Below are 12893 nucleotides of genomic sequence, written 5' to 3'. Positions count from 1 at the left end.
ACCGCCTCAATCCGGCATTTGGAACCGCAAAAGCGCAAAGGATACAAATAAAAACAAGGACTTGCAATGCGCATCCAATCACCCTTTGGGTGACTGCCGTCATCGAGTCAAGAAATTGAAATTCTTCGCGTTCTTTGTGCTCTTTGCGGTTCAACGACTCTTTTCAGGTTTCATCCTGACTCGTCCCGCCCACCGTCAACGCATCCACCCGCAAGGTCGGCTGACCAACCCCGACCGGCACGCTCTGGCCTTCCTTGCCGCAGGTGCCGACCCCTTCGTCGAGCTTCAGATCGTTGCCGATCATGCTGACGCGGGTCAGCACGTCCGGCCCGTTGCCGATCAGGGTCGCGCCCTTGACCGGACGGCCGATTTTGCCGTTTTCGATCAGATAGGCCTCGCTGGCGGAGAAGACGAACTTGCCGGAGGTGATGTCGACCTGACCGCCGCCGAAGTTGACGGCATACAGCCCCTTCTTGACCGAGGCGATGATCTCGGCGGGATCGTGCTGGCCGGCCAGCATGTAGGTATTGGTCATGCGCGGCATGGGCAGATGGGCGTAGGACTCGCGTCGGCCGTTGCCCGTCGGCGCGCTGCCGGTGAGCCGGGCGTTGAGCTTGTCCTGCATGTAGCAGCGCAGGATGCCGTCCTCGATCAGGACGGTGTTTTGGGTGATGGTGCCTTCGTCATCCATGTTGAGCGAACCGCGCCGCCCCGCCAGGGTGCCGTTGTCGACCACGGTCACGCCCGGCGCGGCGACTCGCTCGCCGATACGCCCGGCGAAGGCCGAACTGCCCTTGCGGTTGAAATCGCCTTCGAGTCCGTGACCGATGGCCTCGTGCAGCAGCACGCCGGGCCAGCCGGCGCCCAGCACCACGGTCATGGTTCCGGCGGGCGCGTCCTCGGCATCCAGATTGGTCAGGGCCAGACGCACCGCCTCGCGGGCATAGCCCAGGGCGCGATCCTCGGCCAGAAAATACCCCAGATCCGTGCGGGCGCCGCCACCGCTGGACCCCTGCTCGCGCCGCCCGTCCTGCTCGACGATGACGTTCACGCTCATCCGGATCAGCGGGCGGATGTCCGCCGCCAGACTGCCGTCGTCGGCGAGCACCAGCACGGTATCCTGAGCCGCGACCAAGCTCGCGGTCACCTCGCGCACCCGCGGATCGAGACGGCGTGCCTCTTCGTCCACCCGATGCAGGAGTGCGACCTTTTCCGGATCGGCCAGACTCTCGATCGGGTTGATCGGGGCGTAAAGCCGCCGCTCGGCCAGCGCATGGCCGACCTTGACTTGGGCCTCCTGACCGCCACGGGCAATCGCCCGCGCAGCCTCGGCTGCCTGCGCGAGGGCCGGGAATTGCAGTTCGTTGGAATAGGCAAACCCGGTCTTCTCGCCGCTGACGGCCCGCAGCCCCGCCCCCTGCTCGATACTGAAGTTGCCATCCTTGATGATGCTGTCCTCCAGCACCCAGGACTGGAGCCGGCTGGACTGGAAATAGATATCCGCCGCATCCACGCAAGAGCTGGTCAGTCGGCCCAGCAGACGGTCGAGATCGTGTTCGACGAGCCCTGCAGGAGCCAGGATGCTGTCGCGGGCAATGGCAATCGGGTCATTCATAGGCGGAACGGGCTCGATAATGAGTCATTTAGTTGTCAGTGTGAACGGGTGGCAGTGATCAGGGCGTGTCATTAATTGTATTCGTGTGGAATTGTCGCCACCCCCCACTGTTCCAGGGCTCGGATCGATGCGCTCGACGCGGATGTTGCGCGGCATCGCCGTAGGGGCGAATTCATTCGCCCGTACCTGCATCCGCGCAACCGACGTGGCAAATCGCTTCGCCCCTACAGGCTTCCAACAACTGCCAACCGCCCCCTTAAAAACTGCGTCCTCAAAAGGAGCATTAAAAGGCGCATTTCAAACGCCGGTGATCGATGGTGGGGAAGTTGCGCCGGACCGAGTCCTGAAACTCGCGGTCGACCGCGCAGCAGATGCAGCCGCGACCGCGCGGTATCTGCGCCAGCACCGTGCCCCAGGGGTCGACGATCATGCTGTGTCCATGGGTCTCGCGTCCGTTCAGATGGAAACCGCCCTGTGCCGCAGCGACGACATAGACCAGATTTTCGATGGCGCGGGCACGCACCAGGGTCTCCCAGTGCGCCTTGCCGGTGATGGCGGTGAAGGCGGACGGGATAGCCAGCACCTCGACGCCACTGTCGAGCATCTTGCGGAATAGCTCGGGAAAGCGCAGATCATAACAAACCGCAATTCCGAGACGCCCGAATGGACTGTCCAGCACCACCAGTTGATCGCCACCCTCGATGGAGGCCGACTCGTGATAACGTTCGTCGGCGCCGGGCAGGGTGACATCGAAGAGATGGATCTTGTCATAGCGGGCCATCCGCGCGCCCTGTTCGTTATAGACCAGACAGGCCGCGCGCACCTTGCCGGAATCCTCTGCGACCATCGGGATGGTCCCGCCGACCAGCCAGATGCCATGCTGTTTGGCAAGACGCGACAGGAACGACTGAAGCGGACCCTCGCCATCGGTCTCGCGCAGCGCCAGTTGATCCTGGCCGTGCTTGCCCATGAAGGCGAAATTCTCCGGCAGGACGACGAGACTGGCGCCGTTGTCGACCGCCTCCTTGATCAAACGCTCCGCCTCGAACAGGTTGGCGTTGACATTGGGACCGGTCGCCATCTGGACCGCGCCGAGCTTGGGTTTTTTTGTCATGATGCTCACCGCTCGGTCCGACGCTCGCGAGGGCGGATCGGACCGGCTGTTAATCGGCTGCTGAATCGATTCCAGTGACGCGGATGCCAGTCCCTGGCCCCGCCGCGCCAGCCATGGCCGGGCCTTGCCAATGGCGCAAGACGGATCGGCCGGAACCGCGTCACTGTTGGAACGATACCACCAGACCCACCACCCCGAAACCGGAAGCTCATTCCAAATCCAGAAACAGGTTTTTTTCGGGTGCGGGCGGCGACGTTTCGGCGTCCTCGCCGATCACGCTCGCTCCGATCAGCGGCTCCCAGCCAATGCGTGTGAAGGCGGGCTCGCTCCAGGGTCCGGTGACCCGATAACGATAGCGACCGAGACGATCGATGGGATTGCCCGCCACCCGGTCGACCAGATAGACGGCGGCGCCGACCACCGGGCCGCCGGCAACCGCGCTCGCCAGCGCGACGCTCGAACCGAGTTTGGGTTCGACCGTCACCGTTTGATCGAACCGCTGGGCCACCAGATCGGCGAGACCCTCGACCATGACCTTGCCCGCCGGTCCGTCGATGACGAAGCCGTCGAAACCGGCCTTGCCGTCGCCAAGCCTGATCCGTCCATCCATTTTTTCAAAGGCGAATCCCTGTCCATAGAGATCGGTAAAATCCATCGCCAGGCGTCGATTCAGTGCCGCGAAATTCAAAAATCCAAGCAGCCGTCCGAGTCCTGGCTCCACCTCCAGAAGCCGTCCCTCTCCCACCTGAAGCGCAATATTGCCGTTTGCTTTCGGCCAGTCGAAATCGCCGAATCCACCCGGCCAGTTCAGTTGCAGCGTCGCCGTGACCTGACCGGCCTCCAGCGCGCTTTTGTCATCGATCACGCGCAGGAGCGCCCCCAGATCCACAGACTTCAAAGCCAGTGCAATCCGGCTGTGTCCGCGTTTGCCGGAGCGCAGCGACTCGCCCTCGCCGCTCAAATCGAGAAGGCCGCCATTCAGGATCAGACGCGGAAGCCGGATCCCCAACGGATCATGACGCAGCCCCAGATCGAGCCTGCCCAGCGAGGCATCGCCCCAGAGCAGATCGCTCACCCGCAGATCGAACGCGGGGAGTTTCATGGGTCGAGACCCTTTGGTGTCCGCCACGCGCGTCCGTTTGCTGTCCTTGGAACTGGACAGCAGTGGCCTTAAATCCAGCCGATCAAGTGCCAGATCCAGCGGGCGGCTCTCCACTGTCGGCGGGAATCGAATCCGCCCGACGAGTTCATCGGCGCTCACCCGAAGCTCCCAGCCATCCGTCGGCGGGGCGATGTCGAGCGCCAGCCCGTGCAGATCGACATCGCCCAGACGCAGACGGTCGATCCGCAGCTGCACTCCGGCCACCTCAGGCGTCCCGCCATCCGCGCGTGCGGCCCCGGACGCCGCGCTCGCACGCGATTGCGTGGACTCGAACCAATCCATCCAGGCCGTCAGGTCAAGCTCTTTCAGCACGCCATCGAGGAAAACGCCGGCCCGCTCCGACGCGGGGGCCGAGGTTGCGCCAAGCCGCAGATGCGCGCCGGTCAGACGGGGCGTGTCCAGCCCCAGATCCAGGCGCAGGTTGGCTCCCAGATCGCCAAGATGACCAGCCACCTTCAGGGACTGGCTTGGCGTCAGGGTTCCGGCCAATTCCAGATCCCGCGCGGCGGGAGCCGGTTTTCCCAGTGGCGGCGGCAGCGTGATGGACAGACCCTGCAAGCGGGAGGACAGGCGATAGTCGAGGGTCGGCAACGCCTCGCCAATCTCGCGATTCTTCAAGCTCACCGCCAGATCCCAATCGAGCGCGCCGTCCAGGCTTGCCCACGTCGGGCTAGGGAAGCGCCGTGCCAACTCGCTGACCGGAGTAAGCGACCGCGCGCCGATTCGGGTGCGCGAATTGGCGGGATCGTCCGCGCCTTCCGTCGCGATGGACAGGCGAACCGGATGCCCCCAGAGTTGAGCCGTCAGCGTCTCGGCGTCAAGACGCTGCTCGGTAAAGCGCAGCGTGCCGCCTAGCTCCGACAGGCTCAATGGCGTGCCCTGAATGCTCAGGGCTGCCGGCGCGGGCCAGGTGAGACGTCCCGCGATCCCAAGATGCCCATGCTTGACCAGAGGCAGATCGATGTCGAGCGCGAGCCGCGACTCACCGCTGACCGACATGACCCCAGCCAGTCGGCCCAGACGATCGGCGAGCGGCGTCTCCGCCAGCGTGCGCAGACCGTCGGAGAATGGCCCTTGCGCCTCGCCGTGGATGCGCATCCGTGTCAGTCCCCGGAGATCGGGAATCAGCACCTCTCCGTCGGTAAAGGCGCTGTCGTAAATGCGACCGTGCTCGACCCGGATGTCCAGACCCTGATTGAGAAACCGCAACTGCCCGGCGGCCGATCGGATCGGCGGCCAGCCTTTTTGATACTCAAGCAGTAGATCCTCGAACGCCAGGAGCAGTTCGAACCGCCCCTGATGCTGGCGAAAGGGATAGTCGGCGAGCGGTCCGCGAAACGCCAGGTCGGCCTCGGTCACGCGCCCCGCGACGATCGACTCGGTCAGCCAGCCGACCAGGTCGGGCTGCATGATGCCCACGGGCAGATAGGTCCGGACATGCGAGGCATCGCCGTCGTGAAAACGCGCGCGCAGATCCAGGAAGGGACTGCTAACTTTGTCGGGACCGGACGCCTGGGGCAACGTCAGATCGAAACGGGCCTGCCCGGCAAGATCGGCGTTCTCCAGATGGAAATCGCGACCGGACACTTGCCAGAGGCCGGTGGGATCGCGCCGCCAGCCCAGCCGTCCGCTAAACTGATCCAGATTCAATCGCTCGCTGAAGAGCGGACTGAGATCCAGAGACAATCCAGTGGAACCGAGTTGCAGTTCGCCGCCATCCTGATCGGCGGACAGACGGGCGCCGAGACCCGCGAACCCAGGCAGGGCGTCCGTCCGCTCGAACGCGAGTTCGGATAGCGTCGCCGATGCCTGCCAGCGCAACGGCCGGTCTTGCCGATTTGGCGGCAGACCCTCGGCCCGCAACCGCAGATCGGTCACCCGCCCATGCGGCCGGGCTTCCACCAGGCGCGCCGCCGACTCGGACAGCCCCCAGGGACTCGCGCGCAGAATCCCCACGGCATCGGCAAGCTCCAGTTGGTCGGCGGCGAGCGCCAGACGCGAGACCGCCCCGTCGCCGTTCGTCCGCAGATCGAGTGCGAGCCCCGAGAGATCGGCGCCGCCGACGCTGGCATTCAGATCGGCGACCTCCAGCCGCCAACCCGAGTCTTGTGGCCGGACGCGCGCCAGCGCACGCACACGCGGCAGAACAAGCGACCGAGGCTCGCCGGGATTCCCGGCCGGTTCGGACGCCCCGGAGCCGGGGCGAAGCGAAAGCCCGAGCAGGTCGACCCGCAGCAGCGACCGCTCCAGCCGGCCAGCGCGGATCCGATGCCAGCTATCCAGCCGAGCGCTTCCGGTCTCGATTGTCCATCCGTTCAGCCGTTCAGCCGGCGCCAGCCAGCCCAGATCCGTCCCGGCGAGGCTGGCATGGAGTTGGCCGCTCCAGGATCGGAGATCGGTCGGCGGCCCGGACAGCTTGGCGCTCACCTGCAACTGGGTGGAACCGGCGTTCGATCCGTCCGGGGGGCGGGCGTCTCGCCCGCCAGACGGGTCAGAGGCCCATCCCCCGTCGCCGAACGCATCGCGTCTTGTCGAATCGCGACCAACCGTCGCGACGTCCGGAGCGATCGGGACGGGACGCGCGGACAGATCCAGCCGATGACTCCGGCCCGCGTTGCGCAGTTGCAGGTTCACCTCGGTCAGACGCAGCGGCACCCCGTCCCGCCCGGCATCGATCAACCGAATCTCGCTCTCGACGAGGTTGAAATGTCCCTGCCCCAGGAATCGCTCAAGCGTCCTTGGGTCATCGCTCTTCAGCGCCTCCAGCCCGACGAGCCGCAGCCCGCCATCGCGAGAACGCTCCAGCGTCAGACACGCTCCCACCAGGGTGATGCGTCGGAATTGGGGTGACGCCAGGCGCAGGTAACCCAGCACATCCAGATCCAGTTCCACCGTCTTCAGACGCAGCGCCTGCGCGCCGGCGCGCGGATCGGACAACCGAACCTGGTCGAGAACCAGGCGCGGCGCAAAACCGGAGAGCCGCACATGCAGCGTGCCGATCGTCACCCGATACCCCAGCCGCTGGCTCAGGGACTGCTCCAGCGCATCCCGAGAACCCTCGAACCAGGGCAACGCCAACCGCGCCCCCGACATCAGCATGGCCAGGGCGATCAAGGCCGCCAGACCAAGCGTCAGGGAAAACGCGGAAAGACGTTTGAATCGACGCATTGGTTTATAGCCTTCGCACCGGAGATCCAGACATATCCTGTCGTGGAGCGGGTTTGAAACCCGCTAAAAACTCAGATCAACACCACGTCATACTGTTCCTGGGTGTAGAGCGCCTCGGCCTGGAGACGGATCGGGCGACCGATGAACGACTCCAGTTCGGCCAGATGGGCGGACTCCTCGTCGAGCAAACGGTCGACCACCTCCTGCGAGGCCAGCACCAGCAGCGTCTCCACATCGAACTGACGCGACTCGCGCAGAATTTCGCGGAAGATTTCGTAACAGGTGGTCTCGGCGGTCTTGATCGAACCGCGCCCGCCGCAGCAGGGACAGGGCTCGCACAAGACATGCTCCAGCGACTCGCGGGTGCGTTTGCGCGTCATCTCCACCAGACCCAAGGACGAGACCTCTGTGATATGCGTCTTGGCATGATCGCGCGCCAGGCACTTCTCCAGCGCGCGCAGCACCTGACGCTTGTGCTCGTCCTCGGTCATGTCGATGAAATCGATGATGATGATGCCGCCGAGATTGCGCAGCCGCAGTTGCCGGCAGATCGCCTGGGCGGCCTCCAGGTTGGTCTTGAAGATCGTCTCTTCCAGATTGCGGTGTCCGACGAAGGCGCCGGTGTTGACATCGATGGTCGTCATGGCCTCGGTCTGGTCGATCACCAGATGACCGCCGGACTTGAGGCTCACCTTGCGCAGCAGCGCCTTTTTGATTTCGTCCTCGATGCCGTAGAGATCGAACAGCGGACGCGCGCCCTGATAGTGGTCGATGCGATCCTTGATCTCCGGGATGTACTTGGCCGCGAAGGGGATGGCCTTGTCCAACATGGCGCGGGAGTCGATGCGGATTCGCTCCACCTCGGGCGTCACCAGATCGCGCAGCGCGCGCAGCGCCAACGGGAGATCGTCATGGATCAGCGTAATTTCGTTGACCACCGAGCAGCGCTGCTTCACGCCACGCCACAATTTGGCCAGAAAGGCCATGTCCTTGCACAGCGCCTCCTCGCTCACCCCCTCGGCGGCGGTACGGCCGATAAAACCGCCCTCGCCCTCATGGGCGTCGACATAGCGTTGCAGGATGTCGCGCAGTCGCCGCCGTTCCTCATCGTCCTCGATTTTCTGAGACACCCCGGTGCTGGCCATCGCGGGCATGCAGACCAGATAGCGCGAGGCGATCGAGATGTTGGTGGTCAGACGTGCGCCCTTGGTGCCGAGCGGATCCTTGACCACCTGCACCACTAGCAGATCGCCCTCGTGCACCAGCTCGTGGATATGATCCTCGCGCGGCTCGCCCTGGACGCCGAGAATATCCGAGGCATGCAGAAAGGCCGCGCGCTCCAGGCCGATATCGACGAAGGCGGCCTGCATTCCCGGCAGCACCCGGCACACCCGGCCCTTGTAAATATTGCCGACCAGACCGCTACGCTCGGCGCGCTCGATGATGATCTCCTGCACCACGCCGTTTTCGACCACGGCAACTCGGGTCTCGGGCGGTGTCACATTGATCAGGATTTCTTCGCTCACGGAATCGTTGTCTCGGTTAATGAGTGGTCAGTGGTCAGTGGTCAGTGGTCAGTGGTCAGTGGTCAGTGGTCAGTGGTCAGTGGTCAGTGGTCAGTGGTCAGTGGTCAGTGGTCAGTGGTCAGTGGTCAGTGGTCAGTGTCAGGGTATCGGGCGGATGGGGGCGAATCAAACGGCTTGCGCGGGCAGGAGTTCGATTCCCGCCCGCTCCAGCAGACGTCCGGTCTCGAACAGCGGCAGCCCCATCACACCCGAGTAACTGCCATCCAGCGCGGCAACAAACAAGGCCCCATGGCCCTGGATACCATAGCCTCCGGCCTTGTCGAGAGGCTCTCCGGTGTGCCAATAACGCTGTATTTCCTCCTCGCCGATCAAACGGAAGGTCACGCGGCTTTCGCTGATTTCGACCCATTCGCGCGCCCCCGCGATCAGAGCCACCGCGGTCAGGACGCGATGGGTTCGACCGGACAGCAGCCGCAGCATGCGCGCGGCATCCTCGCGATCGCGGGGCTTGCCCAAAAGAACGTCAGCGCGGATCACCGCCGTATCCGCGGCCAGCACGGGCCGGTCATCGCCCGCCGGCAGACTGGCGCGCCCCGCCCGCCCCTTCTCCAGCGCCACCCGGCGCACATAGGCATGAGGCGGCTCGTCCGGTCGACGCGCCTCGTCGATGTCGGCGGCGATCGCCGCGAACCGCACCCCGATCTGGGTCAGCAATTCGCCCCGCCGCGGCGAGCGGGAGGCGAGATAGATCTGGTGTTCAGCGTCCACGATGATAGGGGTGACCCTGAATCAGACTCCAGGCACGGTAGATCTGTTCGGCGACGATCACCCGCACCAATGGGTGCGGAAAGGTCAGTGCGGACAACGACCAGCGCTGCGTGGCCCGCGCCAGACACTCCGGCGCGAGTCCGTCCGGGCCGCCGATCAGCAGTGCGCGGTCATGACCATCGGCCAGCCAGTCGCCAAGATGGCGCGCCAGCGTCTCGGTGCTCCAGCACTGCCCCTGGACATCGAGCGCGGCCACGCCAGCCCCCTTGGGAATCGCCTTCAGGATGCGCCGGCCCTCGTCCTCGCGGGCCAGCGCCGGCGGCGTCGCCTTGCCGCGCCGCAGCGGGTCGATCTCCACCAGATGCAGCGCGCATTCGGGCGGCAGACGCTTGGCATACTCGGCGTAGCCCGCCTCGACCCAGGCCGGCATTCTCCGCCCGACGCTGACGAGATGAATGTGCATGTCTAATACGCTTTTGTCATCGATAGGTTGGCACGTATCGTCACTTGAACCGCATACACGTTTCAAATGTCTTTGGGCCGATGATACGCCCTCGTCTGATAGGTGTCCTGAGTCTGCGGCGGCTCGCGCGCCCATGCCTGCCAGGATTCGTGTCGTTCGATCTCAAGGATTAGGCGCAATTCCAGCCGCGTTGCAAGGCGTACTCCACCGCGCAACGCGCCAGTTCCAGGGTGCAGTCGATCAAGCCCAATGAATGCCGCTCGGCATAAACGGCGGCGAGCGGCAGTTCGGTACAACCCAGGATCGCCGTCCGCGCGCCGCGCGTCCGAGCCTTGACGAGCACCCGCTCCAGGCAGGCGCCGGCCGGTTCGGGCTGCCCGGACTTGATCAAACGAATGCAATCGTCCACCAGGACTTGCTCGTCATCCGGCGAGGGGATATCGAAGGGTGTCTCCCAGGCGGCCAGTTCGCGCTGGAAAAAGCCCGAGGCCAGGGCGCCGCGGGTGGCCAGGATCAGGGCGCGCTCGCCCCGCGGCACCCGTGACACCGCCGCCCGCGCGATGTGCAGGATGGGCGCGTGGCTTGCCGCGCTAAGTTCGTCGTACCAATGATGCGAGGTGCTGCACGGAATGACGACCAGACCCACGTCGGCGCGGTTGAGCAGCGCGATGCCTTCCTTGAGAGCGGGTAGCGGATCCTGGCCGCGCCCGAGAATCGCGGCGCTGCGGTCGGGTACCCGAGGCAGCGTGACCACCACGACCGGCAGGTGATCCTGATCGCAGCAAGCGGGCGTCAGCGCCACCAGCTTGGCCATGAAATCGACTGTCGCGGCGGGCCCCATCCCGCCAAGAACGCCTATGAAAGACATGCGGTCTCCGTGACCCGCGCGGGACGCGCGCCGATCAGCGCCACCGAGGCGGTGTTGCCGATCACGAGCACCAGCGTGCGCAGAATGTCGCAGATGGGATCGACCGCCAGAAACAGGATGAAGGCGGCCTCGAAGGGTAGCCCGAGATAGCCGCAGGTGATGCTGGTCAGTGAGACGATCGCCAAACCGGTCATGCCGGCCGAGGCAAACCCGGCCAGGATGGACGCCGTGATGACCAGCGCGAGTTCGCCGGCATCGAGCGCGAGCCCGTAAAGCTGGGCGATGAACAGGGTCGCGCAGACGTAATAGACGATTGGACCAATGCGCAACAGAGACACGCTGAGCGGCACCAGCAGCTCGACCTGAGCGCGGGCGAACTCCAATTGCCGGGTGAGCGAGTAGATCATGCTCGGCATGCAGATCACGCTGTTGCGCGTGGCGATTGCCAGCGCGAAGGGTCCGCGCAGCGCGGCGAGCGTGGCCCCCAGGGACAAAGGGCCGCGCTGCCAGATGATCCAGATGGCCGGCAGGAGCAGGAGCGCCGAGGCCAGCGCGAAGGCGGCCACGAATTGCGTCATGGCCAGCAACGGCTCGACACCGGTCTTGGCCAGTTGTCCGGCGCTCATGGTCAGCAGCACCAGCGGCAGCAGATAATTCATCCACTGCATGATCGTCTGACAGCCCTGATAGAGAGTCTCCAGGGTCTTGCTGAAACCGTCCGAGACATCCCTTGGCACCTGACCGACGGCGATGCCGAGCAGGATGGAAAACACCAGGATCTTGAGCGTCTCGTCCTTGGTCAGCGCCGCGAAGATGTTGGATGGCACCAGACTGAGCAGCAACGTTTCCAGGCCCGTCGCGGGAGGCCGCGGATCCGTTCCGTTGAGTTCCATGGCGAGGTTGTTGGAGTTAAGGTCGCCGCCGACGATCTCGCCAAAGGTGTCCAGCGTTTCCGGCGGTAGATCGGCGCCGGGGCGTAGCGTCAGCATCGTACCGGCACCGATGACGGCGGCGGCGAACGCGAAGACCGCGAACACCAACAATACCCGCCCAAAGAGCCGGCCGCCGCTGCCTTCCTGGATCAGGCGTTGCGTGCTGAGGATGACGGCCGACAGCATGAAGGGCAACACGACCATCTTCATCAGATCCAGATAGACGTGACCCACGAACGCCAGCTTCAGCGACCACGCGGGCAGATAGGCGCCTAACGTCAGGCCGCCCGCCAGACTGAGCAGGATGATCCAAGGGTTTAAGGCCAGGTTTTTCAGCCGGGTCATGAGGGCGACTTACCGTAAATGCGTATCGGCATGCAGAACCTTGTCGATATCGAGCTTGTTGACGCGCTGCGCGAGAAACAGATTGACGACATCGAGCAGCACCGGATCGTCCACGCCGACGGCGATGCTCAGCGTATCCTCGAGATCCGTCAGCGTCACGGTGCGCAGGGTCAGCGAGGCGGTGGGATCGCTTTTCAGCAGACGTTTGATTTCGAATTCGTCGCGATAGACGCCGATGATTTCGCCCGTCCGCACCGCCCGGACGGCCTCTGGCCAGTCTGGATAGGTCTGGATGTTGGCCTGAGGGAAATGGTGCGCGGCGAAATCGGCAAAGGATGAGTCGGCGATCACGCCGAGGGTGCCGCCGAAATCGCGCACGACGCGCTGCACAGGACTGTCCATGGCGAGTTGCGCGAGCGCGAGCCGGTTGAACGCCAGCGCATGCTTGAGCCTGAGATAGGGCTCGGAAAAGCGTACCTGTTGCGCTCTGGCCAGCGTGCGCGACAGCTTGCTGATGCCGACATCCGCCTCCTGCCGTGCCACCAGATCGATCACCTCGTTGAAGCTCCCGGCCTGGCGGTTGAAGCGTACCGCGACCTGAAGCTCGCGCGCCAGATCGCGGGCCATCTCCACCTCCAGACCGACGAGCCGGCCGTCGCGCAGGTAGAAAAAAGGCGGGGTATCCATGTTGGCCATGGCCACCACCAGCTCGCCGCGCGCGACGATGCGGGCAATGTCGGGAGCGATGCGTCGGCCATCGGCGACCGAGACCAGGGGGTCGGGGCGCGTCTCGACCGTTGCCCGGGGGGATTCGGCCAGACTGACCGTACTCAGTGCCAGGAACCCGATGAACAGGGCGATGGCCCAATGCCAGCGCGGGTTGAGCGCAACGGCACCGGGCAGGGCGTTCGGCAAGCGCGTCATGAGATGAC

9 protein-coding genes are annotated in these 12893 nt (G+C 64.7%); all 9 read right to left on the bottom strand.

The window, feature by feature from the left end:
- Positions 1–163 precede the first annotated feature (163 nt).
- A complete protein-coding gene (gene tldD / locus THIVI_RS19830) occupies positions 164–1615 on the bottom strand; it encodes a metalloprotease TldD (protein ID WP_014780309.1) in 1452 nt (483 codons plus the stop codon).
- A 283-nt stretch (positions 1616–1898) separates the two neighbouring features.
- Positions 1899–2729 (bottom strand): carbon-nitrogen hydrolase family protein, encoded by an 831-nt coding sequence (locus tag THIVI_RS19825; RefSeq protein ID WP_014780308.1) that lies wholly within the window; start codon positions 2727–2729, stop codon positions 1899–1901.
- 208 nt (positions 2730–2937) lie between these two features.
- Positions 2938–7059 (bottom strand): YhdP family protein, encoded by a 4122-nt coding sequence (locus THIVI_RS19820; RefSeq protein WP_014780307.1) that lies wholly within the window; start codon positions 7057–7059, stop codon positions 2938–2940.
- A gap of 71 nt (positions 7060–7130) precedes the next feature.
- Complete coding sequence (gene rng / locus THIVI_RS19815) at positions 7131–8585, bottom strand: ribonuclease G (protein WP_014780306.1); 1455 nt, start codon at positions 8583–8585, stop codon at positions 7131–7133.
- Positions 8586–8750: 165 nt separating this feature from the next.
- Positions 8751–9353, bottom strand: coding sequence for a Maf family protein (locus tag THIVI_RS19810; RefSeq protein ID WP_014780305.1), 603 nt, complete (start codon positions 9351–9353; stop codon positions 8751–8753).
- A complete protein-coding gene (rlmH, locus tag THIVI_RS19805; RefSeq protein WP_014780304.1) occupies positions 9343–9816 on the bottom strand; it encodes a 23S rRNA (pseudouridine(1915)-N(3))-methyltransferase RlmH in 474 nt (157 codons plus the stop codon). Before rlmH ends, THIVI_RS19810 begins: the two co-directional genes overlap by 11 nt.
- Before the next feature lie 169 nt (positions 9817–9985).
- A complete protein-coding gene (gene cuyB, locus THIVI_RS19800) occupies positions 9986–10684 on the bottom strand; it encodes a cysteate racemase (protein ID WP_014780303.1) in 699 nt (232 codons plus the stop codon).
- Positions 10672–11961 carry a dicarboxylate/amino acid:cation symporter gene (locus THIVI_RS19795; RefSeq protein WP_014780302.1) on the bottom strand — a complete coding sequence of 430 codons (1290 nt, stop codon included), beginning with the start codon at positions 11959–11961 and terminating at the stop codon, positions 10672–10674. Before THIVI_RS19795 ends, cuyB begins: the two co-directional genes overlap by 13 nt.
- Positions 11962–11970: 9 nt before the next feature.
- Positions 11971–12885 (bottom strand): ABC transporter substrate-binding protein, encoded by a 915-nt coding sequence (locus THIVI_RS19790; RefSeq protein ID WP_014780301.1) that lies wholly within the window; start codon positions 12883–12885, stop codon positions 11971–11973.
- Between the last annotated feature and the right edge of the window lie 8 nt (positions 12886–12893).

The organism is Thiocystis violascens DSM 198, assembly GCF_000227745.2.
Lineage (GTDB): Bacteria > Pseudomonadota > Gammaproteobacteria > Chromatiales > Chromatiaceae > Chromatium > Chromatium violascens.
Note: the sequence above shows the minus strand (reverse complement) of the source record. Positions and strands in the feature narration are given on the sequence as shown.

Bases quoted from the DNA above. Each gene is read 5' to 3' on its own strand.
- THIVI_RS19825 (WP_014780308.1), bottom strand. From the start codon at position 2,729: ATGACAAAAAAACCCAAGCTCGGCGCGGTCCAGATGGCGACCGGTCCC.
- THIVI_RS19790 (WP_014780301.1), bottom strand. From the start codon at position 12,885: ATGACGCGCTTGCCGAACGCCCTGCCCGGTGCCGTTGCGCTCAACCCG.
- THIVI_RS19820 (WP_014780307.1), bottom strand. From the start codon at position 7,059: ATGCGTCGATTCAAACGTCTTTCCGCGTTTTCCCTGACGCTTGGTCTG.
- rlmH (WP_014780304.1), bottom strand. From the start codon at position 9,816: ATGCACATTCATCTCGTCAGCGTCGGGCGGAGAATGCCGGCCTGGGTC.
- THIVI_RS19795 (WP_014780302.1), bottom strand. From the start codon at position 11,961: ATGACCCGGCTGAAAAACCTGGCCTTAAACCCTTGGATCATCCTGCTC.
- cuyB (WP_014780303.1), bottom strand. From the start codon at position 10,684: ATGTCTTTCATAGGCGTTCTTGGCGGGATGGGGCCCGCCGCGACAGTC.
- tldD (WP_014780309.1), bottom strand. From the start codon at position 1,615: ATGAATGACCCGATTGCCATTGCCCGCGACAGCATCCTGGCTCCTGCA.